22 protein-coding genes are annotated in these 22285 nt (G+C 62.9%); 16 read left to right on the top strand and 6 right to left on the bottom strand.

Features of this window, described 5'->3' with window-relative positions; genetic code table 11:
• Positions 1 to 6: 6 nt before the first annotated feature.
• The 4 genes from GOX53_RS14485 (at position 7) to recR (ending at position 2790) form a co-directional block, all read left to right on the top strand.
• On the top strand, positions 7 to 465 hold the full coding sequence (locus tag GOX53_RS14485; RefSeq protein WP_171177526.1) for a hypothetical protein: 459 nt from the start codon (positions 7 to 9) through the stop codon (positions 463 to 465).
• 195 nt (positions 466 to 660) lie between these two features.
• A complete protein-coding gene (locus tag GOX53_RS14480; protein ID WP_171177525.1) occupies positions 661 to 1530 on the top strand; it encodes a TauD/TfdA family dioxygenase in 870 nt (289 codons plus the stop codon).
• A gap of 266 nt (positions 1531 to 1796) precedes the next feature.
• On the top strand, positions 1797 to 2141 hold the full coding sequence (locus GOX53_RS14475; RefSeq protein WP_171177523.1) for a YbaB/EbfC family nucleoid-associated protein: 345 nt from the start codon (positions 1797 to 1799) through the stop codon (positions 2139 to 2141).
• 55 nt (positions 2142 to 2196) lie between these two features.
• Positions 2197 to 2790, top strand: a complete 594-nt coding sequence (gene recR / locus GOX53_RS14470; RefSeq protein ID WP_171177520.1) for a recombination mediator RecR — start codon at positions 2197 to 2199, stop codon at positions 2788 to 2790.
• An 11-nt stretch (positions 2791 to 2801) separates the two neighbouring features.
• Here recR and GOX53_RS14465 read toward each other — a convergent pair whose 3' ends face one another.
• Positions 2802 to 3425 carry a glutathione S-transferase family protein gene (locus GOX53_RS14465; protein WP_371810310.1) on the bottom strand — a complete coding sequence of 208 codons (624 nt, stop codon included), beginning with the start codon at positions 3423 to 3425 and terminating at the stop codon, positions 2802 to 2804.
• A 24-nt stretch (positions 3426 to 3449) separates the two neighbouring features.
• A complete protein-coding gene (locus GOX53_RS14460; protein ID WP_171177516.1) occupies positions 3450 to 4079 on the bottom strand; it encodes a ribonuclease T2 in 630 nt (209 codons plus the stop codon).
• 130 nt (positions 4080 to 4209) lie between these two features.
• On the opposite strand from GOX53_RS14460, the gene GOX53_RS14455 reads away from it, so the two are divergent.
• Positions 4210 to 4977: a DUF1013 domain-containing protein gene (locus GOX53_RS14455; RefSeq protein WP_171177514.1), complete on the top strand. Its 768-nt coding sequence runs from the start codon at positions 4210 to 4212 to the stop codon at positions 4975 to 4977.
• 57 nt (positions 4978 to 5034) lie between these two features.
• A complete protein-coding gene (locus GOX53_RS14450; RefSeq protein ID WP_171177512.1) occupies positions 5035 to 5424 on the top strand; it encodes a hypothetical protein in 390 nt (129 codons plus the stop codon).
• A 38-nt stretch (positions 5425 to 5462) separates the two neighbouring features.
• Here GOX53_RS14450 and GOX53_RS14445 read toward each other — a convergent pair whose 3' ends face one another.
• Together GOX53_RS14445 and GOX53_RS14440 are read right to left on the bottom strand one after the other, a co-directional pair.
• On the bottom strand, positions 5463 to 6494 hold the full coding sequence (locus GOX53_RS14445) for a permease (protein WP_171177510.1): 1032 nt from the start codon (positions 6492 to 6494) through the stop codon (positions 5463 to 5465).
• A complete protein-coding gene (locus tag GOX53_RS14440; RefSeq protein WP_171177508.1) occupies positions 6487 to 6795 on the bottom strand; it encodes a helix-turn-helix transcriptional regulator in 309 nt (102 codons plus the stop codon). Before GOX53_RS14440 ends, GOX53_RS14445 begins: the two co-directional genes overlap by 8 nt.
• 149 nt (positions 6796 to 6944) lie before the next feature.
• Between GOX53_RS14440 and GOX53_RS14435 the strand changes: the two genes are divergently transcribed.
• From GOX53_RS14435 to GOX53_RS14395, 9 genes are all read left to right on the top strand, one after another.
• Entirely contained in the window at positions 6945 to 7898 is a 954-nt protein-coding gene (locus tag GOX53_RS14435) for a class I SAM-dependent methyltransferase (protein ID WP_171177506.1), read from the top strand.
• Between the two features lie 68 nt (positions 7899 to 7966).
• A complete protein-coding gene (locus tag GOX53_RS14430; RefSeq protein ID WP_171177504.1) occupies positions 7967 to 9427 on the top strand; it encodes a PLP-dependent aminotransferase family protein in 1461 nt (486 codons plus the stop codon).
• A gap of 132 nt (positions 9428 to 9559) precedes the next feature.
• Entirely contained in the window at positions 9560 to 11332 is a 1773-nt protein-coding gene (gene xsc / locus GOX53_RS14425; RefSeq protein WP_171177502.1) for a sulfoacetaldehyde acetyltransferase, read from the top strand.
• 21 nt (positions 11333 to 11353) lie between these two features.
• Complete coding sequence (gene pta / locus GOX53_RS14420) at positions 11354 to 12364, top strand: phosphate acetyltransferase (RefSeq protein ID WP_171177500.1); 1011 nt, start codon at positions 11354 to 11356, stop codon at positions 12362 to 12364.
• 88 nt (positions 12365 to 12452) lie between these two features.
• Positions 12453 to 15275, top strand: a complete 2823-nt coding sequence (locus GOX53_RS14415) for a molybdopterin oxidoreductase family protein (RefSeq protein ID WP_171177498.1) — start codon at positions 12453 to 12455, stop codon at positions 15273 to 15275.
• 84 nt (positions 15276 to 15359) lie between these two features.
• On the top strand, positions 15360 to 16109 hold the full coding sequence (locus GOX53_RS14410) for a 4Fe-4S dicluster domain-containing protein (RefSeq protein ID WP_171177496.1): 750 nt from the start codon (positions 15360 to 15362) through the stop codon (positions 16107 to 16109).
• Entirely contained in the window at positions 16109 to 16981 is an 873-nt protein-coding gene (locus tag GOX53_RS14405) for a DmsC/YnfH family molybdoenzyme membrane anchor subunit (RefSeq protein ID WP_171177494.1), read from the top strand. Before GOX53_RS14410 ends, GOX53_RS14405 begins: the two co-directional genes overlap by 1 nt.
• Positions 16982 to 17085: 104 nt before the next feature.
• Positions 17086 to 17547 carry a carboxymuconolactone decarboxylase family protein gene (locus GOX53_RS14400; RefSeq protein ID WP_171177493.1) on the top strand — a complete coding sequence of 154 codons (462 nt, stop codon included), beginning with the start codon at positions 17086 to 17088 and terminating at the stop codon, positions 17545 to 17547.
• Positions 17544 to 18434 (top strand): sigma-70 family RNA polymerase sigma factor, encoded by an 891-nt coding sequence (locus GOX53_RS14395; protein ID WP_171177491.1) that lies wholly within the window; start codon positions 17544 to 17546, stop codon positions 18432 to 18434. The genes GOX53_RS14400 and GOX53_RS14395 overlap by 4 nt, the downstream gene beginning before the upstream one ends.
• Positions 18435 to 18487: 53 nt before the next feature.
• On the opposite strand, the gene dapA is transcribed toward GOX53_RS14395, so the two are convergent.
• Positions 18488 to 19360, bottom strand: a complete 873-nt coding sequence (gene dapA, locus GOX53_RS14390; protein ID WP_171177489.1) for a 4-hydroxy-tetrahydrodipicolinate synthase — start codon at positions 19358 to 19360, stop codon at positions 18488 to 18490.
• 137 nt (positions 19361 to 19497) lie between these two features.
• Between dapA and GOX53_RS14385 the strand changes: the two genes are divergently transcribed.
• A complete protein-coding gene (locus GOX53_RS14385) occupies positions 19498 to 21471 on the top strand; it encodes a lytic transglycosylase domain-containing protein (protein WP_171177487.1) in 1974 nt (657 codons plus the stop codon).
• On the opposite strand, the gene GOX53_RS14380 is transcribed toward GOX53_RS14385, so the two are convergent.
• The gene (locus GOX53_RS14380; protein ID WP_171177622.1) at positions 21445 to 22275 is read right to left on the bottom strand and encodes a DMT family transporter; all 831 of its coding nucleotides are present in this window, start codon (positions 22273 to 22275) and stop codon (positions 21445 to 21447) included. The two genes, GOX53_RS14385 and GOX53_RS14380, sit on opposite strands and share 27 nt — an antisense overlap.
• Positions 22276 to 22285 lie beyond the last annotated feature (10 nt).

The following is a 22285-nucleotide window of genomic DNA, read 5'->3' as shown; positions in this document are numbered from 1 at the left end:
ACGCGCATGCGCACTGAATTCGAAATTCTGGAAGACGTAAAAACGCTCGCCATTGAGTATTACAACGTAACCGAAAAGCCCTTGGGCGTTACCGGCGAGATCGCAGAGTTCGAGGCCGCCCGCCTTTTGGACCTGCACCTGACGGAGGCGCATAGCGAAGGCTACGACGCTGTTCGAGTGACCGGTGGAAAGCGGCAAACCGTACAAATCAAGGGGCGCCGCAAAGGCAAGCGGCGAAGTTGGGGTATGGTCCCCTCGATCAACACCGACAAGGCCTTCTACACGGTTGTTCTGGTTCTGTTGACCGAGGGTTTTGCAGTGCACGAGATCTGGGAAGCGCCGCGAAGGGCTGTTGTCGACACATTGGACAAGCCGGGATCGACGGCCCGCAACGAACGCCGCGCGATGCCAATGTCGAAGTTCAAATCCATCGGCCATCGGGTCTGGTCGCCCGCATCCAAATAGTGTTGCCGCCCCGTTCGATGATGCGCTGAAGCTTGGAAACGCCCTCGCCTCTTCTAGCGCTCCCTCTGCTGTCCCTAAGCCAACCCGTCCAGCACGCATGTACATACTCGAGATCACCCCAAAGGTCGCAAACCCGCTAGATGCGACGCTTTTCTCCCCGCATTCTGACCGGAAATTCCGCGAGGGAGCCTCGACATGCACACCACACTGCTTCACCCGCGTTTCGGGCTGACCGTCCATGGCGTCGACCTGCGCGAGGTGACCGCTGACCATCTGTTCCCCGAGATCCGGCGGATGTTCGAAACCCATTCCGCTTTGCTCTTTCCGGCGCAGTCCATCACAGATGCGGATCACGTTCGGCTGGGGGAACTGTTCGGCCCGCTGGAAAACCGCGAAGCGATGGCAGCGGGGCGCGATGTGGAATTTCAGGTCTCGGATCTGTCAAACCAAACCCAGGCCGGGCTGCGCGCCCGCGACGACCTGCGCCTGCTGGATTTGCAGGGCAATATGCTCTGGCACACCGACAGCACCTTTCTGCCAATCCCAGCGCTGGTCAACGTCCTGACGGCGCTGGTGGTGCCGCCCGCGGGCGGGGAGACCGAGATCGCCTCGACCCGCGCGGCCTGGACCGACATGCCCCAGCGACTGAAGGCGCGGTTGCAGGATGCGATTATCTGGCACCGGCTGTCCCATTCCCGTTCCAAGATCTCGGCCAAGCTGGCCAGCTTGCCAAAAATGACCCGCTGGCCGGACCGGCCGTGGCGGGCGGTCTGGCCCAACCCGGTGACCGGCGAAGAGGCGCTGTTCATCGCCTCGCATGCCTTTGCTATTGAGGGCATGGGCCACGCCGACAGCCAGGCGCTGCTGGAAGAGGCCATCGAATTCTGCACCCGGCCGGATTACGTCTACAGCCACACATGGCAGGTGGGGGATGTGCTGATCTGGGACGAGCGCGCCACTTTGCACCGGGGCCGTCCATGGAACTACGACCACCCCCGCACGCTGAAATCCATCTGCTGCTCGGTCACCGACGCGGACGGGCTTGCCTCGGTCCGGGTGATCTAAACAGGCCCGAGAGAACAAGGGCTCCCGCGCCCGCCACGGGCCATCGGCTGCTGCCGATGACCCTGAGCGGCCTTGGGCCCGGCACGGTGCGGGCATGGCCCGCACCGTGCCGGGCCCAACGGGAGGAGATGTCTCGCAAGGGACATCGACGACGGGCGGGAGCACCTGTTCCTCGGGTCCAGCGCATACATCAGGGTATGTGACCCTTGTGCTGGCCCCATCCCACCCGTATCTAGGCAGCAAACCGACTTTCAGGAGATACCCTCATGCTCAAAGGCCTCGGCGGTCTTGGCGATATGGCCAAGATGATGAAATCCGCACAGGAACTGCAGACCAAGATGACCCAGATGCAGGATGATCTGAACGACATCCTGGTCACTGGCGAATCCGGTGCCGGTCTGGTCAAGGCCACCGCCTCGGCCAAGGGCGAGCTCAAGGGGCTCGACATCGACCCGTCGATCTTCAACGGCGACGACAAGGAAGTGGTCGAGGATCTGATCCTGGCCGCCATCAAGGACGCGCAGGCCAAGGCGGCCGAACGCTCGCAGGACGAGATGGCCAAGCTGACCGAAAGCATGGGCCTGCCCAAGGACATGAAACTGCCCTTCTGATCCCCTCAATCGCGCAGCCGGAGGCCAGGCCTCTGGCGTCTGGACAGGCCGACACGTGAGCTCAACCCGTGACATCGATGCCCTGATCGAACTGATGGCCAAGCTGCCTGGCCTCGGCCCGCGTTCGGCGCGGCGGGCGGTGCTGCATCTGATCCGCAAGCGTGCCCTGTTGCTGACACCTCTGGCCGACACGCTGCAGACTGTGGCCGAGACCGCGCGCGAATGCCTGAACTGCGGCAATGTGGGCACCGCCGACATCTGCGACATCTGCGAAAGCGAAGCGCGCGCCACTGGCGAGCTGTGCGTGGTCGAGGATGTGGCCGACCTCTGGGCGATGGAACGCGCGGCGGTCTTCAAGGGGCGCTATCACGTGCTGGGCGGCACCCTCTCTGCACTGGACGGCATCGGCCCCGAGGACCTGCGTATTCCCCGCCTGAAGGACCGGGTCACCGCAGAAGGCATTACCGAGGTGATCCTGGCGCTGAATGCCACCGTCGACGGCCAGACCACCGCCCACTACATCGCTGACCAGTTGGAGGGGCAGGTCCGGCTTACCTCTCTGGCGCAAGGGGTGCCGATTGGGGGCGAGTTGGACTATCTGGATGACGGGACGATCACGGCTGCACTGCGGGCGCGGAAGGAGTTGTGAAGCCGGCTTTCTCAGCGCAACGGGTCGGTATCCGGTAGCATGTCCAGAGTGGCAATCTGATCCCACCAACCGCGCAAAAATCGAAACGGATGAAGCGCCCGTTTGCCTTCGTCCGCTTCGACAAAATAGGCCAGCATCGGTGCGAAGTGGCAATCGGCAAGCGTGATGACGCGCCCGTCAAGGATATTTCCCTCTGCCGCCAGATCGTCCAGCACCGACAGCACCTGTTTGGACGCTTCTAGGCCTATTGCGACCTCGTCACTATTGGATGCTTCTCCCATCAGCGGTCGAAACACGCCGTGCGAAAAGACCTGTCTGACCATCGGCCAATAGGCGTAATTGTCGATGATCGAGATGACCTGATCCATTCTTGCCAGGGCGTTGGCGTCCTCGGGCTGCAACGGCGGGCCCTCAAATGCCCGGTCGACATAGCGCGTGATGGCACCCGTTTCGAACAGGTTGAACGAGCCGTGCGAAAGCACCGGGACACGACCGAACGGATGCAATTCGAGATAACTCTCCGGCAGGTCGGAAAACGGATCAACCTCGATCACCTCATAGTTGACCTGCTTGTAGTGCAGGGCCAGCCGGGCGATCCGGTTGTATACGCTGTATCGGTATCCATGAAATTTCACAGGGGCCGCCATCTCATTCCCCGTTCAGCGAATCGGATCCAACACCGCATCCTTGGCTCGGCAATCCCGGATGACGTCCGCGCCGCAGGGCACCGGGTCGAGGTCGCGTGAGAGACAAACCCGCACCTCCTCGATATGGCCATCGCGGCAGGTGACGGTGACCATGTCCCGCTCTAGCGCAAGATTGGCCTTCAGAAATGCCTCTTCCACCACCGAAGCAGGCAGTTTTACGCTGCGGTCGAGTTTGCGGAACACCTCAGGTCGCGTCACTTCCTCATAGGCACGGCGGGACAGGGTAAAATAGTCCGCTGCGCTCAATCCTGAACAAGTGCCATGCTTCTTCCACTGGTGCCAAGCGAGACCGGAACTTGCCTGAATGTCTTCCATTTCCCGCGTCATGCGGCGGCTGGGCGGGGCCTCGGGCGTGCGGCAGTAGGATGGCCAGCCGCGATGGAATTGCGGCCAGAGCCCGTGCAAAATCCAGCCGTAATCATGCCGGGGATCGCACTGGTCAGAACCGCGCGCATCGCCTTCGGTCGCGCACCAGTTCGGCGACCAGCTGAGCGACAGCACATAATAGTCGAACTCACCCGCCTTCTCACCCTCGGCCAGAGCCGGCAGCGCGCTCAGAACCCAGAAAACCAACCAGCGCATTCGCCTCTTCCCTTATTGAGTGGTGGCGACTATATACGGCTCAAGTTCCCCGACAACGGAAACCCGCCCCGCCATTCCGGGGCCGCCGACTTCCGGCGACGGGACAGATGTATTCAAAGGAGTGAGGCTTATGGCAAAACCTCTGATGGCCAAGGCAACCGCCGTATGGCTGGTGGACAACACGACGATCAGCTTCAAGCAGATCGCCGATTTCGTGGGTATGCACGAGCTGGAAATCCAGGGCATCGCCGATGGCGACGTGGCCGCAGGCGTCAAGGGCTTTGACCCGCTCGCGAACAACCAGCTGACCCAGGAAGAGATCAGCAGCGCAGAGAACAATCCGCTGCACAAGCTGAAGCTCAAGTTCAACCCGGCCGCCGCAGGCGAGGAAAAGCGCCGTGGCCCGCGTTACACGCCGCTCAGCAAGCGGCAGGACCGCCCGAACTCGATCCTGTGGCTGGTCAAGTTCCATCCCGAGCTCAGCGATGGCCAGATTGCCAAGCTGGTGGGCACCACCAAGCCGACGATCCAATCGATCCGCGAGCGCACGCACTGGAACATCTCGAACATGCAGCCCATCGACCCGGTCGCACTGGGCCTGTGCAAACAGTCCGAGCTGGACGCGGTCGTGCAGAAGGCCGCTGCCAAGAAGGCTGCCGAAGGCGGCGTGATGAGCGATGACGAGCGCCGCAAGCTGGTGTCGACCGAGCAGTCGCTGGAAATGGATGCCGCACCCAAAATCCCGACCGCCATCGAGGGGCTTGAGACCTTCTCGCTGTCCGACAGCGAGGACAAGACCGAAGAGAAGGAAGAGATCATTGACGCAGACAGCTTCTTCAACCTGCCCAAGAGCGGTGACGAGGACGAAGAAGACGACAGCGACGATCCCCGTTTCTGATCTTGATACAGGCCCCGGCCAACTGGACTGGGGCCGTTTTGTAACTGCAGATCTGCCATGCTGAATATTCTTTCGACACTCCTCGGCCCACACCGCGCCGTCTCCGTCTACGCCTTTTTGCAAACCCGTGGCCTGGCCGTGCTGGGCGGGCTGTTTCTGGCCGCCATCATCGGCGTGCTTTACATGATGGGCAGCGATGACGAGCACCGGCATGAGGCGTACATGACGGTCCCGGTTCTTTCGGCGACCGCTATCGGTGGGGATCTGGCGAATGGAGTTATTGCCTCGGTACGACTGCCCGATGGCTCGGCAGCCTCGCTCAATTCGACCGAGGGGCAGATCGCGCAGACGGTCGGCACCACTGCCTGCATCGAAAAACGGATCTATGTAAACAGCGGCGAGCCGCGCTATCGGCTGAAACTGCCTCATAACTGCACCGACGGGTAGCCGGGCGGCTGGGCGGCAGACACCGCCCAACCTGTTGGTCAGACCATCTGGAACAGGATCCCGGCGACGATTGCACCGCTGATCCCCAGAACCAGATACATCGCAAACACCCGGGGCCGAACCAACGACCAGACCGCTGCCATGGCAGGGATCGAACTGACCGCACCCGCGACCATGAAGGCCATTGCGGCCCCCGGGCTCATCCCCTGCTCCATCAGCCCCGCCAGAAGCGGCGGTGCGACATAGGAGTTCAGGTAAGCGGGCATCCCGACCAACGCCGCAGTCACGATGGGCGCAACGCCCTCGCCCCCCACCACGCGGGCGATCAGGTCGGCAGGCACATAGCTGACCAGCAGCGCCTCGAGCACATAAGCCAGCGCCAGCCATTTGAGCAGAAACACCCCGTTCTGAACGAATTCCAACCAAAACCGGGCGCGGCGCTCAGGCTCCTGCCAGAACCGCCAATGAGGTTTGTCACCCTTCTTTGTGGCCGAGCCGCAGCATCCGGCGGGCTTGTAAGCCTTCAAAGGCTGGGCAAAGGCCCCTTGCTTCATCAGAGCTTTGACGACGAAGCCGCCGAACAGGCCCAGCGCCACTGCCACCACTGCCTTGCCGATGGCAAAGGGCCATCCCAAGGCGCCTGCGGTGATAAGCAAGGTTGGCGGGTCGATGAGCGGCGAGCTGAGCCAGAACGCCATCACGGCTGACAACGGCGCCCCCAGCGCCAGCAGACCGGCGATGAACGGGATCACCTCGCAGGAACAGAACGGCGCCAGCCCGCCGAACAGCGCGGCCAGAAAGATCATCCGCACCTCGCGCCCTTCAAAGGCACGGGCCACCATCAACTCGGCCCCGGTGGCCTTGAGGTAGGACAGCAGAAGCACTGCAAACAGGATGTATTGCCCTGTGTGTGCCAGCGCCTTGCCCGCAAAAGTCACCACCTCGGCCCAGTTGCCCGGGTCCAGCACCGCCACTGCGATCAAAATCGCCACGATCAGCGCCCAAGGCGTCTTCAGCGCCTCGACCGCGCTTTTCCACGAACGCCCGGGGTTTTGCGTCAGATCAGCCATCGTTTGCCGCCTTTTTTTTCACATCTGCACAGCACTCGCTCAGAATGAACTGCGCCAGCTTCTCCAGTTCATCGAACTGCGCCCGGTTAATCGTGCTACGACCCGCCTTTTCCTGCTCGACCAGCCCTCCGGCTGCCAGGAATTTCAGATGATGCGCAAGCGTTGAGGGCGCGATGCCCGTCCGCTCCTGTATCTGCCCGACGCTCAGCCCCGGCTCCCCGGCGCGAACCAGGGTCTTGAGCACCAGCAACCGCGCCTCGGACCCCATGGCGGCAAACCCTGCCGCTGCCGTTTCCCACATCTGCCTTATCTCCATTAAACTAGAAATCTAGTTATATAGTGATGATCTCGCTGTCAAGACTTGCAAAACCGAACCAAACGTAATCCCCTCGGAGCCGAAGACTGTTTTCTACTTTGATTTGATGACGAACCTGCAAGCGGAGCCTTCGGATGTCCGACAAAAGAAATGCCAACCTTCTCGCCACATCGCTTCAATTGCAGGAGGCCGCGGACAATCTGTCGAACCAGACACGCGCGCTCGACACCGTTCGGGACAAGATCACCAAGCTGGAACGCCAGCGGGCCGATCTGATCGAGTCGCTGTTTGGCGGCAAGGACATTCAGGGCAACAGCCTCAACGTCTCGCTGAACCACAAGTTCAAGAACCAGAAGAACGCGCTGCTCAAGAACCAGAAAGAGTTCGAGGCCGCGTTGGGCGCCTATTCCCGGCAACTCACTGAATTTGAAGAGACAATCCTGCGATACAATCATCGCGAGGCCGACGATTTCGCCGATGCCATCTCGGCCCGGTTCTGTTCAGGCGCGCTGCACCGGGCATTCGAGGGAATAGTCAAACGGCTGGTGACCGAGGCGAAGGCCGAACTGCCCGACAGCGATTTCGAGCTGCCGGAGGATTCGCATGACTACATTCCATTTCCGATCCAGAAATATCTGGATGCGCTGATCCGGGTAGATGGTTACCTGTCGCTCGATCCCGATTATGTCGACCCTTCGCTGCGCTATCGCCCCGTGGCGTTTCTGGAAATGGGCTGCGCCACCGGGCGCAACCTGTTGCTGACGAAACTGTCGCAAGTGCTGCTGCTCGACCGTTGCGCCGGGTTCGACCTGAACGATCACCTGATCGCCATTGGGCAGGCCGCACTAGGGCTGGACGACGAGATCTTCGTGGCCGATGCATTCGAATTCGACTACTCGGGCTACGACATCCTGTTCTCTTACCGCCCGATCCGGACACCCGAGGTGCAGGCCGAACTTGAGAAATCCATGGTCGCCTCGATGCGGCAGAACGCCTATCTGATCGCCCCAATGGCCGAAAGCCTAGACCAGTTCCCCGAGCTTCAATGCCTGAACCGCAGCCTGGACATCTGGAAGAAAACCGCCTGACGACCCGGCTGGAATTTCTCCATAAGTCCAGATTGCACTCGGATTAAGGCCAGCATATGGTGGCCGCCATGGGGATTTCAGTCGACACCTTCTTTCTCAAGCCGGACGCGCAGGGCACGCTGCAGGCGCAGATCCAGCAGATGATCGCCGAGGGGATCCTCTCGGGCCGGTTCCATGTGGGCGAAAAACTCCCCTCGTCGCGCAAGCTGGCCACCCATCTGGGCGTCAGCCGGATCACGGTGACACTGGCCTATACCGAGCTTCTGGCCAATGACTACCTGACCTCGCGCGGGCGGTCCGGCTATTACGTGTCCGAGAACGCGCCGATCCCGCCAGTCTATTCGCCGACACAGCGAGGCGAGGAAATCGTCGACTGGAACCGGGCCATCGCGCGGAAGTTCTGTGGCGGTGACGTGCTGCACAAACCCAGCGACTGGCGCGACTTCCGTTACCCCTTCATCTACGGGCAGGCCGATCCGACCCTGTTCGATCACGCCAACTGGCGCCTTTGCGCGGTTCGGGCGTTGGGGCAAAAGGACTTTGCCTCGCTCACCGCCGATTACGTGGATCAGGACGACCCGCTGCTGGTCGAGTTCATCGCCCGCCACACCCTGCCCCGGCGCGGCATCACCGCCCGGCCCGAGGAGATCCTGATCACGCTGGGCGCCCAGAATGCGCTGTGGCTGGCCTCGCGCGTGCTGCTGAGCGGCAACCGCAAGGCCGCGATCGAGGACCCCTGCTATTATGCCCTGCGCGAGTTGCTGCTCCGGTCGGAATGTCAGCTCGCGCCGCTGCGCGTCGATCTGGATGGTCTGCCCCCGGATGCGATCCCCGAAGATACGGATGTGATCTTTACCACCCCCAGCCATCAATGCCCGACCACCGCGACGATGCCGTTCGAGCGCCGCCGCGCCCTGTTGCAGCGCGCGCGCGAAATTGGCGCGATGATCGTCGAGGACGATTATGAGTTCGAGATGGCCTTTCTGGGCGCGCCCTCTCCGGCGCTGAAATCGCTCGATAGGGGCGGCTGTGTCGTTTATGTCGGCAGTTTCTCGAAATCGTTGTTCCCGGGGCTGCGGCTGGGCTACATGGTTGGGTCCGAGCCCTTTATCCGCGAGGCGCGCGCCTTGCGCTCGCTGGTGCTGCGGCATCCTCCCGGCCACATCCAGCGCACTGCCGCCTATTTCCTGTCGCTCGGCCACTACGACGCCCAGATCCGGCGGATGTCCACCGCGCTGCTGGAACGGCGCCAGAGCATGGAAGACGCCATCGCGCGGCACGGCCTGACCATCGCGGGCCGCGGCGCCTATGGGGGCTCGTCCCTTTGGATGAAAGCGCCTGAGCACGTGAATACCTCCCAACTGGCCGAGACCCTGCGCCAGCAAAGCGTGCATATCGAACCGGGCGAGCCGTTCTTCAGCGGCCCGGAACGGCCGCACAATTACTACCGTCTGGGCTATTCCTCGATCCCCACCGACCGCATCCCCGCCGGTATCGAGCGCGTCGCCAAAGCCATTCAAACCGGTTAGCGGCGGATTCTGGACATAACCCGGAAACATGTCTGGCCCTAACGCCCGACTGCCCCTTGCGCCTACACCAAATGCAACACCTCGCCGGAGCCCCGCCCCGGCTTTCATTCATATTGCATGGAGTGCGCCCCAATGAAGATGACGACGGAAGAGGCCTTTGTTAAGACGTTGCAGATGCATGGCATTGAGCATGCGTTTGGGATCATTGGCTCGGCGATGATGCCGATCTCGGATATTTTTCCGGCGGCGGGGATCACGTTCTGGGACTGCGCGCATGAGGGGTCCGGGGGCATGATGGCCGATGGCTACACCCGTGCCACCGGCAAGATGAGCATGATGATCGCGCAGAACGGGCCGGGCATCACCAACTTCGTCACCGCCGTCAAGACCGCCTACTGGAACCACACACCGGTGCTGCTGATCACCCCGCAGGCGGCCAACAAGACCATCGGTCAGGGCGGCTTTCAGGAGATGGAGCAGATGCGCATGTTCGCCGACTGCGTCGCCTATCAGGAAGAGCTGCGCGACCCGAGCCGCGTGGCCGAGGTTCTGAACCGGGTGATCCTGCAGGCCAAGCGCGCCAGCGCCCCGGCCCAGATGAACATCCCGCGCGACATGTGGACCCAGGTGGTCGATATCGAGCTGCCGAAAATCGTCGAGTTCGCCCGCAACGCAGGCGGCGACGACGCGCTGCAGCAAGCCGCGGACATCCTGTCCGAAGCCAAGTTCCCGGTCATCCTGAACGGTGCCGGCGTGGTTCTGTCCGGCGCGATCCCGGCCTCGGCCGAGCTGGCCGAGCGTCTGACCGCCCCGGTCTGCGTCGGCTACCAGCACAACGACGCCTTCCCCGGCTCGCACCCGCTGTTTGCCGGTCCGCTGGGCTATAACGGCTCCAAGGCCGGTATGGAACTGATCGCGAAGGCGGATGTCGTTCTGGCTCTGGGCACCCGTCTGAACCCGTTCTCGACCCTGCCCGGCTACGGTATCGAATACTGGCCGACCAACGCCAAGATCATCCAGGTCGACCTGAACCCCGACCGCATCGGCCTGACCAAGGACGTCACCGTCGGCATCGTCGGCGACGCGAAGAAAGTGGCCGAAGGTCTGCTGGCCCGTCTGGGCGACAGCGCCGGTGACGCAGGCCGCGAGGATCGCAAGAACCTGATCGCCACCACCAAGTCGGCCTGGGCGCAGGAGCTGAGCTCGCTGACCCATGAGAACGACGATCCCGGCACCACCTGGAACGAGCGTGCCCGGGCCGCCAAGCCGGACTGGATGAGCCCGCGCATGGCATGGCGCGCGATCCAGGCGGCGCTGCCGACCGAGGCGATCATCTCGTCCGACATCGGCAACAACTGCGCCATCGGCAACGCCTACCCGTCGTTCGAAGAGGGCCGCAAATACCTGGCCCCCGGCCTGTTCGGCCCCTGCGGCTACGGCCTGCCCGCGGTGATCGGCGCCAAGATCGGCTGCCCGGACACACCCGTTGTCGGTTTCTCCGGTGACGGCGCCTTTGGCATCGCGGTGAACGAGCTGACCGCGATCGGCCGCGAGGAATGGCCCGCCGTGACCCAGATCGTATTCCGCAACTATCAGTGGGGCGCCGAGAAGCGCAACTCGACCCTGTGGTTCGACGACAACTTCGTGGGCACCGAACTGGATCAGCAGGTGTCTTATGCGGGGATCGCCAATGCCTGTGGCCTGAAAGGTGTGGTCGCCCGCACCCAGGACGAGCTGACCGCCGCCCTGAACCAGGCCATCGCGGACCAGAAGAGCGGCATCACCACGCTGATCGAGGCGATGATCAACCAGGAACTGGGCGACCCGTTCCGCCGCGACGCCATGAAAAAACCTGTCCGCGTCGCCGGTATCAACGCCGCGGATATGCGCGAACAGCAAGTGTAATCGACACAGGGGCCGGGGCGCATGACCAAGACACCCATCGAGTTGTTGGCGGCAAGCGCCCCGGCCTCCCGCCCTGTTGTTGCTCTAAGCGAAGGCAGCGATCCCCGCATCGTCGCGGGGGCGCTCGCTGCACATGCGGCCAATTTGGCCGATGTCATTCTTGTCGGACCACAGGCCGAGGTCGAGGCCGCGCTTCAAGCCGAAGGCGCAAGCGCAGGCAATGGCGTCGCGATCCACGATCCCGCCACATCCGACCTGACCGAAGCCTTTGCCGCCGAATACCATGCCCTGCGCAAGCACAAAGGCGTGGACGAGGCCGCCGCGCGTAAGGCCGCAGAGACTCCGCTGGTCTATGCCGCGATGCTGGTGCGGCTGGGCCATGCCACCGGCACCGTCGGCGGCGCCATCCACACTACCGGCGACGTCGTCCGTACCGCGATTCAGGTGATCGGCATGACGCCCGATGCGGGCATGGTGTCGTCGTTCTTTCTGATGTACCCGCCCGAGGACGCTCGTGAAGGCGCGCGGGCGATGCTCTATTCCGATTGCGGGCTGGTGATCGACCCGAACCCGGCCGAGCTGACCTCGATTGCCGCTGCCTCGGCCAATTCCGCCCGCGCCCTGCTGCGCGAAGAGCCCAAGATCGCCATGCTGAGCTTCTCCACCAAAGGCAGCGCCAGCCACCCGGCGGTGGACAAGGTGACCGAGGCCACCGACACCCTGCGCAGCCAGCACCCCGGATTGGAGGTGGATGGTGAGTTGCAGTTCGACGCGGCCTTCGTCCCCTCGGTCGGTGCGCGCAAGTCGCCGGGATCATCGGTGGCCGGGCAGGCCAACGTGATGATCTTCCCCAATCTGGACGCGGGCAATATCGGCTACAAGATCACCCAGCGTCTTGGCGGATACGCCGCCATCGGCCCGGTGATGCAGGGGCTGGCCAAACCCGCCAACGACCTCTCGCGTGGCTGCACTGCCGAGGATGTGACGCAGATCATCGCCGTCACCATCCTGCAAGCCATCGGAACGGAATAACAAAAAACGCCACTGTTCTCAGGAACGGTGTTCCAAATTCGGGCGAAAACCGACATCTTTTGCCCGGACCAACTGACAGGACCCGCCAATGACCCATCAGCAGCCGATCCTCAACACCTCGCCCAAGGTCTCGGACGAGATCCGGCGCACCACCTGCTACATGTGCGCCTGCCGCTGCGGGATCAACGTGCACATGAAGGATGGCAAGGTTGCCTATATCGAAGGCAACCGCGACCACCCGGTGAACAAGGGCGTTTTGTGCGCCAAGGGCTCGGCGGGGATCATGCAGGTCAACGCGCCCTCGCGGCTGAAGGCGCCGATGATCCGCACCGGCCCGCGCGGCTCGGGCGAGTTCAAGGAGATCAGTTGGGACGAGGCTCTGGCAATCGCCGTGGGCTGGATGGAGCCCGTCCGCCACGAGGCGCCGGAGCAACTGGCATTCTTCACGGGCCGCGATCAGTCGCAGTCTTTCACCAGCTTCTGGGCGCAGAGCTTCGGCACCCCGAACTACGCGGCGCATGGCGGGTTTTGCTCGGTCAACATGGCCACGGCGGGCATCTACACGATGGGCGGCGCGTTCTGGGAGTTCGGGCAGCCCGATTGGGACCACACCAAGCTGTTCATGCTGTTTGGCGTGGCCGAGGATCATGACAGCAACCCGATCAAGATGGGGCTTGGCAAGATCAAGAAGCGCGGCGCCAAAGTGATTGGGGTGAACCCGATCCGCTCGGGCTATAATGCCGTGGCCGATGAATGGGTGGGGATCACGCCCGGTACCGATGGCCTCTTCATCCTGTCGCTGATCCATGTGCTGATGAAGGCGGGCAAGATCGACCTGGACTATCTCAGCCGTTATACCAACGCGCCGGTGCTGGTGAACGCCGCCGAAGGACCGGACAAGGGCCTCTTCCTGCGCGATAACGACGGCAAGCCACTTGTGATCGACCGGGTGACCGGCGAGCTCACCGCCTTCGACAAGCCCGGCGTGCGCCCCGATCTATCGGCAACCTACGAAAAGGACGGAGTCACCCACCGCCCGGTCTTCCACCTGATGGCCGAGCGCTATCTGGCCGACGAATACGCCCCCGAGGCTATCGCCGAGCAATGCGGCGTCCCCGCCAAGCGCATCCGCGCCATCGCCGGGGAACTGGCCCGAGTGGCCTTTGACGAGGCGTTTGAGCTGGATCACGAATGGACCGACTTCCGGGGTGAAAAGCATACCAAGATGATCGGTCGCCCGGTCTCGATGCACTCGATGCGCGGTGTCTCGGCCCATGCCAACGGCTTCCAGACTTGCCGCGCGCTGCATGTGCTGCAAATCATCCTCGGCACGGTCGAGGTCCCCGGCGGCTTCCGCTTCAAACCGCCCTACCCCAAACCGGTCGAGGCGCACCCGACCCCGCACTCGAAATCCACGCCCGATACGCCGCTGGACGGCCCTCACCTGGGCTTTGTCCGTGGCCCTGAGCATCTGGCGCTGAAAGAGGATGGCAGCCCGGCCCGGATCGACAAGGCGTTCACCTGGGAAAACCCGATGAGCGCCCACGGCCTCATGCACATGGTCATCTCGAACGCGCATGCGGGTGATCCCTACAAGATCGACACCCTGTTCATGTATATGGCCAACATGTCCTGGAACTCGTCCATGAACACCAAGGGTGTCATGGAGATGCTGACGGATAAGGATGAGAACGGCGATTACAAGATCCCGCATATCATCTATTCCGACGCCTATTCCTCGGAAATGGTGGCCTATGCCGATCTGATCCTGCCCGACACCACTTATCTGGAACGCCACGACTGTATCTCGCTGCTCGACCGCCCGATCTGCGAGGCGGACGCGGCCGCAGACGCGATCCGCTGGCCGGTGATCGAGCCCGACCGCAATGTGCGCGGCTTCCAGACCGTGCTGATCCAACTCGCCAACCGGATGAAGCTGCCGGGCTTCACCAACGAGGACCGCTCGCCGAAGTGGAAGGATTACGCCGACTACATCATCAATCACGAGCGCAAACCGGGCATCGGCCCGCTGGCAGGTTTCCGCGGTGAGAACGGCGACAAGGAAGGCCGGGGCGAAGTGAACCCCGAGCAGCTGAACCGCTATATCGAGAACGGCGGCTTCTACGTGGCGCATATCCCCGAGGGCGCGGATTACTACAAGCCGTGGAACAGCGCCTACCAAGACTGGGCCGTGGGCATGGGCATCTATGATAGCCCGCAACCCTATCTGTTCCAGCTTTACGTGGAACCCATGCGCAAGTTCCAGCTGGCCGCCGAGGGCCATGGCGACCGCCAGCCTCCCGACCATCTGCGCGGTCGCATCAAGGATGTGATGGACCCGCTGCCGATCTGGTACGAAACCGATCAGACCGGCAACGAAGGCTTTACCGTCAACGCCCTGACCCAGCGCCCGATGGCGATGTATCACAGCTGGGGCACGCAGAACGCCTGGCTACGGCAGTTGCACGGGCGCAACCCGCTCTACGTGCCCACCAAGCTGATGCGCGAGCTTGGGCTAAAGGATGGCGACTGGGCCAAGGTGACCTCACCGCATGGTGAGATCACGGTGCCAGTGATGGAGATGGCGGCGCTCAACGACAACACCATCTGGACCTGGAACGCCATCGGCAAACGCAAAGGCGCCTGGGCGCTGGAGGAGGACGCGCCCGAAGCCACCAAGGGCTTCCTGCTCAACCACCTGATCCACGAGTTGCTGCCGCCCAAGGGCGATGGCCTCCGCTGGGCCAACTCGGACCCGATCACCGGTCAGGCGGCGTGGTTCGACCTGAAGGTAAAGATCGAAAAGGCCGCCAACCCCGACGAGATGACCGAAAGTCAGCCCGCATTCGACCCGCTCGAATCCCCGGTCGGCACGGGCCCGAAGAACCTGGCGTGGAAGGTCGGCGAATGACCCCGCTTCTTCTGTTCAAAAATATCCCGGGGTCTGGGGCAGAGCCCCAGTCTGCGCTCACCACATTCGCGGAGGTCTGCTGACATGACCCAGCTCCCCACATCCACCGACCGCAAGATGGGTCTGGTCATCGACCTCGACACCTGCGTCGGCTGCCATGCCTGCGTGATCTCGTGCAAAGGCTGGAACACCGAAAACTACGGCGCGCCGCTGTCGGATCAGGACGCCTATGGCGGCAACCCGTCTGGCACCTTCCTGAACCGGGTACATTCCTACGAGGTACAGCCCGAGCAGGGCGCAGCACAGCTCATCCACTTCCCCAAGTCCTGCCTGCATTGCGAGGACGCGCCTTGCGTCACCGTCTGCCCCACCGGCGCCAGCTACAAGCGGGCCGAGGACGGCATCGTGCTGGTCAACGAAAGCGACTGCATCGGCTGCGGGCTTTGTGCATGGTCGTGCCCCTATGGCGCGCGCGAGTTGGATCAGGCCGAGGGTGTGATGAAGAAATGCACCCTCTGCGTCGACCGGATTTACAACGAGAACCTGCCCGAGGTAGACCGCATCCCCTCCTGCGTGCGCACCTGCCCGGCGGGCGCGCGGCATTTCGGCGATCTGGGCGATCCGGAAAGCGATGTCTCGAAACTGGTCGCCGAACGCGGCGGCATGGACCTGATGCCCGAAATGGGCACCAAACCCGTCAACAAATACCTGCCGCCCCGGCCCAAGGACAAGATCGAGGATCAGATCGACATCCTCGCCCCTCTGCTCGCACCCGTGGCCGATGAGCCCAAGGGCTTCATGGGCTGGCTCGATAAAGCACTGGAGAAACTGTAATGCATCCGGCGCCATCCGTTATCATCTTCACCACCCTGTCCGGCCTGGGCTTTGGCCTGCTGTTCTTTCTGGGCCTCGGTCTTCCGGCCGTGTCCGGCACGGTGGCCTTCATCTTCTTCGCCATCGCCTTCGGCCTGGCGGTTGCGGGTCTGCTGGCCTCGACCTTCCACCTTGGGCATCCCGAGCGCGCGTGGAAGGCCTTCACCCAATGGAAAACCAGTTGGCTGAGCCGCGAGGGCTGGTGCGCAGTCATCGCGTTGGTGGTCATGGGGCTTTATGCCATCAGCGTGATCTTTCTGGACCAGCGCTGGGGCGTGTTAGGCGTGATCGGGTCACTGGCCTCGCTGGCGACGGTCTTTACCACCTCGATGATCTATACCCAGCTCAAGACCATCCCGCGCTGGAACATGAAGCTGACACCTGCGATGTTTCTGTCCTTCAGCCTCGCCGGCGGCGCATTGCTCGCCGGTCAGATGAGGCTCGCACTGCCATTTCTGCTGATTGCAGCGCTAGTGCAGATCCTCTATTGGCGGCAGGGCGACAAGGCGCTGGCGGCCTCGGGCACCGATCTTGGCACCGCCACGGGGCTGGGCAGTCGCGGAACCGTCCGCGCCTTTGAGCCGCCGCATACCGGCACAAACTATCTGCTGCGCGAGTTCGTGCACGTCGTAGGTCGCAAGCACGCGGAAAAACTGCGCGTGATCGCCTTTGCGCTCGCCTTTGTTTTGCCGGTTATCCTGCTTGTGCTTCCGTTCAGCCATTTCTTCGCCTTGCTTGCCATTCTTTCGCATCTGGCGGGCGTGGCAACCTCGCGCTGGCTGTTCTTTGCACAGGCAGAACATGTGGTTGGTTTGTACTACGGAAAACGCTAACATTCACCGGGGCGCTCAAACGAGCGCCCTTTCTTCTACCTGCATGTCACAAAACCGCTGGCTGCGTCGTCCTGTTCCTGAAATCAGAAAAAAGGAACAGAATGATGTCTCAGCGTCTCGATCACTTCACCATCGCCCCGGACCTCTTCAAGCCACTGCTTGAACAGGAAGAGCTGATCAAAGCAAGCGGGCTGGAGCATAGCCTTGTCGAGTTGGTGAAGCTGCGCGCCTCGCAAATCAACGGCTGCGCCTTTTGCATCCATATGCACACCCATGACGCCCGCGCCCATGGCGAAACCGAAGATCGCCTGCATCTGCTGAATGCATGGCGGGAGTCGGCGCTTTATTCGGAGCGCGAGCAGGCAGCGCTTTCCTGGACCGAAGCCTTGACCAGGATCGAAGCAACCGGCGCACCCGATGAGGATTACGACCGTGTTTCGCAACAATTCTCGCCCAAAGAGCAGGTCGCGCTTACCCTGCTGATCGCCGCCATCAATTCCTGGAATCGGATTGCCATCGGCTTTCGCACTCCGCATCCTGTTGCGCAGGAGGTTGATGCCGCGTGAGCGTGAGTTCTCATTCCGACCAGACCGATACGTTCCTGGCAGTGCGACCGCGGCTTTTTGCGGTCGCCTACCGTATGCTGGGCACGGTCAGCGACACCGAGGATATCCTGCAAGAGGCGTTTTTGCGCTGGCAATCCGCCCCTGTTTCGGAAATCCGCGACGCAACGGGGTATCTGGTGCGGGTCACGACCCGGCTGTGCCTTGACCAGTTAAAATCCGCACGCGCCCGGCGAGAAACATATCCCGGCGAATGGTTGCCCGAACCGCTGCTGACCGAGGATTCGACGGAACGGCTGGACCATGATGTGTCCGTCGCGTTGCTGCTCGCGCTGGAACGGTTGACCCCGCTGGAGCGCGCCGCGTTCCTGCTCCACGACGTTTTTGACAGCTCATACGAAGAAGTGGCGGCCGCGCTCGGGCGCAGCGCCGGAACCTGTCGGCAGCTCGCGGCGCGAGCGCGCAAGAATGTGCAACAGGCGCGGCCACGAGCACCGGTGCCCGCCGAGGAGGGTCAGGAAATCACGCTGGCTTTCTTTCACGCGGCCAAGACCGGCGATACCGGCTCTTTGGCCCGGCTTCTTTCAAAGGATGTGCGCCTCATATCCGATGGCGGCGGCAAGGTGATGGCCGCCCTGAACCCGATCAAAGGGCTGGATCGGGTCGTTCGGCTTTTGGAGGGGATCTCGCGGAAAACAGGAGCCGAGCCGCCTCGGCAGTGGCGGCACTGCGTGCTGAACGGCCTGCCCGCAATCCTGAGCCGCGAACCGGACGGCATATTGCAGGCCACGTCCGTGGAAATCCGGGACGGTCTGATTACCCACATCTACGTGACGCGCAATCCGGACAAGACCGCGCATCTGGTGCAGGCGCTGCCCTTGCCTGAATAATGAAAGGCGGCCTGCGCTACACAGATCGCCTTAATGTTCTAAGCAAGCTCCGATCAGAGCAGACCGGCGTGCCCCATCGCCGCGTCAATCGCCGCCTTGGTGACGTCTTCGAGCCCTGTCAGCGGCGAGCGCACCTCTTCCGTGCAAAGACCCAGTTTGCTGAGTGCGTATTTCGCACCGACCAGCCCGGGCTCGATAAAGATCGCCTCGTGCAGCGGCATCAGGCGGTCCTGATACTCCAGCGCCTTGGCATAATCGCCCTCCAGCGTGGCCTGCTGGAATTCGGCGCACAGTTGCGGAGCGACGTTTGCCGTCACCGAGATACAACCCACGCCGCCATGGGCGTTGAACCCGAGCGCCGAGGCGTCTTCGCCCGAGAGCTGGCAAAAATCGATGCCGCAGGCGGCGCGCTGCTGGCTGACGCGGGTGATGTCTCCGGTCGCGTCCTTGACCCCGACGATGCGCGGCAGCCCGGCCAGTTCACCCATGGTTGCGGGGGTCATGTCCACCACCGAGCGACCCGGGATGTTGTAAATGATGATCGGAACATTGGCACAATCGTGCAGCGCGGTGAAATGAGCCACCATACCCCGCTGGGTCGGCTTGTTGTAATAAGGCGTGACCACCAGAGCCGCATCGGCGCCGACCTTCTCGGCGAATTGCACGAATCGGATCGCCTCGATCGTGTTGTTCGACCCTGCGCCTGCGATCACCGGCACCCGACCCGCGGCGGCCTTGACCACCTCTTCGACCACGGTTTCATGTTCTTCATGGGTCAGGGTCGGACTTTCACCGGTGGTGCCCACGGGCACCAGACCGGTCGATCCCTCGCCGATTTGCCATTCCACCAGGTGTTTGAGCGTTTCCAGGTCCAACTCGCCGTTGCGGAACGGGGTGACGAGGGCTGGCATTGAGCCTTTGAACATGAAAAACGCTCCCTAGATATCAACGTGGACGGGCGAGGCCCGCAGGAAATGCGCGTTGGCGGGATTGTGTGTTGATCCCGACGACGCACGGTTTATCGTGAAAGGCTCTAGCCTTGGTTTGTTGGGAAATGCAAGGGATGACGCGCGTTCTGAAGGTCGTTGTGTCCGCGATAATGTGCTGCATGGCCCTGATGGCGCCTGCACGCGCGGATGCGGTGGATGATTTGCGGCAGGCGCTCGCCGAAATGCGGGACGAGAACTGGAACGAGGCGCTGCGCATCGCCGGGCAGCGCGGCTCGGTGGCGCGGGACGTCATCGTCTGGCACTGGCTGCGCAAGGGATTCGGCACCTCGGGCGATGTGCTGGTGTTCCTCGACCGGCGCCCGGACTGGCCCGGACTGGACTGGCTGCGCCGCAAAAGCGAGCCGTCCTTTACCAATGCCGATCCCGACCGGGCGCTGAAATTCTACGCCGACAACCCACCGCAGACCGCTGAAGGCGCGCTGAACCATGCGGTGGCCCTACTGGCCAAAGGGCAGCGCGGCGATGCCGAGGCCGATCTGGTCACAGCCTGGCGCACGATGGCGATGGGTGCCGGGCTGCAAAAGAACTATCTGGAGAACTTCTCGAAACTGCTGAAGCCGCATCACGAGGCGCGGCTGGACCGGATGCTGTGGGACGGCAATCTGATCAGCGCAAAGCAGATGCTACCTCTTGTCAGTGAGGGCCAGAAGAAGCTGGCGCAGGCGCGGATCGGGCTGCAGGAGCGCGTGCCGGGCGTGAACGCGCTGATCGACGCCATTCCGAGATCGCTGATGAACTCACCCGGGCTGGCCTATGACCGATTCGTGTGGCGCGACCGGAAAGAGCTGGACGACAGCGCCATCGACCTGATGCTGGAACGCTCGACCGGGCCCGAGGCGCTGGGTGAGCCGGACAAATGGTCCGAAGGGCGTCGTAGGCTCGCGCGGCTTGAGATGCGGAACGGCGACCCCAAGCGCGCTTATCGGATCGCCTCCCGGCACCATATGACGCCGGAAATGGGCTATGCCTATGCCGATCTGGAATGGCTTTCGGGCTTTCTCGCACTGCGCAGGCTGAACGACCCGGCCACCGCCGTGCGGCATTTCCAGCGCTTCAACGAGGCGGTGCAATCGCCGATCTCCAAAGGGCGCGCGGGGTATTGGCTGGGCCGCGCCTACGCAGCGTCGGGTGACGCGGAGAAGGCCTATGAGGCCTATGCGACGGGGGCTGATTATCAGACCTCGTTCTACGGCCTGCTGGCGGCAGAACAGATCGGGCGGCCCTTCGACCCTGACCTTGCCGAACCTCGCCGGGCGCCGCGCTGGCGCGAAGCGGCGTTCATGCAGTCGAGCGTGCTGGAGGCCGGAGTGCTGCTGCTGCGCGCGGGCGAGCGCGATCTGGCCGAGCGCTTCCTGACCCATCTGGTCGAGGGGCTGGACCAGATGCAGGCGGCACAGTTGGGCGATATGGCGCTTGAGATGAATGAGCCGCATCTGGCGGTTATGATCGCCAAGCGGGCGGCGCGCATCGGCGTGGTTCTGCCCGCCGCCTATTACCCGGTGCATCCGGTGGCCGATCTGCGCCTGCCGATGGCCAAAGAGATGACGCTGGCCATCGCCCGGCGCGAAAGCGAGTTCGACCCGGTGGTGATCAGCGGTGCGGGCGCGCGGGGCCTCATGCAGGTGATGCCAGCCACTGCCAAGCTGGTGGCACGGGATCTGGGCATTCTGGGTGGCTTTCAGACCGGGCGGCTGACCTCGGATTGGAAATACAACGCCAAGCTGGGCGCAAACTATCTTGCGGGTCTGGCTGCAGACTTCAACGGCAACATCGTGATGATGTCGGCAGGCTACAACGCCGGGCCCAGACGCCCGATATCTTGGATGGAACGCTTTGGCGATCCCCGCACCGGGCAGGTGGATATGATCGACTGGATCGAGCACATCCCGTTTTCCGAAACCCGCAACTATGTCATGCGTGTGGCCGAAAGCATGCCGGTCTACCGCGCCCGGCTCGGCAAACCGGCGTTGCCGGTGCCATTCTCGCAGGAACTGGTGGGTTCAACCCTGCTGGCGTTCGCGCCATAGGGTGAACAGCCCGGCGGCCACGATCAACGCCGCCCCCGCCACCACGGCTGGGCGCAGTACCTCGCCAAAGATCGTGATGCCTAGAATCGCGCTCCACAGCAGGTGGAAATAGGCGAAGGGCTGCACGGCGCTGGCCTCGGCCATCTCGTAGCATTTGATCAGCAGCCAGTGACCGGTCACCCCCAGCAGGCTGAGCGCACCCATCCAGTACCAGTCCTGCCGGGCCATCGGCTCCCAGAACCAGATGCCGACGGCGGTCATGGCGACGGCCCCGGCGATGCCGGTCCAGAAAAAGCTGGTCGCCGCACTGTCGCGCCGCGCGGCGTAGCGGGTCAGCAGCGCGTAGAGCGCGAACATGAAGGCCGAGATCAGCGGGATGATGGCCCATGGGTTGAACACGCCCATACCGGGCTGAAGGATGATCAGCACGCCGATGCAACCGACGCCAATTGCGCTCCACCGCCGCCAGCCGACCTGCTCGCCCAGCACCGGGCCGCTGAGGGCGGCGACCAGCAGCGGGTAGCAAATGAACACCGCAAGGCTCTCGATCAGGCCCAGCACGGTAAAGCTATAGACGGCCACGCAAATCTCGGTCACAAGCAGCACGCCACGAAAGACCTGCAACCGGATCTGGCTGGTTCGTGCGGCGGCCCCCAATCCGCCGTGTGCCCGCGCCGCAAGCGCCACCACGAAGGCGGCGAAGAACCAGTAGCGGATCATCACCACCATGTAGGTGTTATAGGCCCCCGCCAGATGGCGTGAGATCCCGTCCTGCAGGGCAAAGACGACGGTGGCGCCGATCATCAGGGCGATG

The sequence above is a fragment of the Ruegeria sp. HKCCD8929 genome (assembly GCF_013031405.1).
GTDB lineage: Bacteria > Pseudomonadota > Alphaproteobacteria > Rhodobacterales > Rhodobacteraceae > Ruegeria.
Note: the sequence above shows the minus strand (reverse complement) of the source record. Positions and strands in the feature narration are given on the sequence as shown.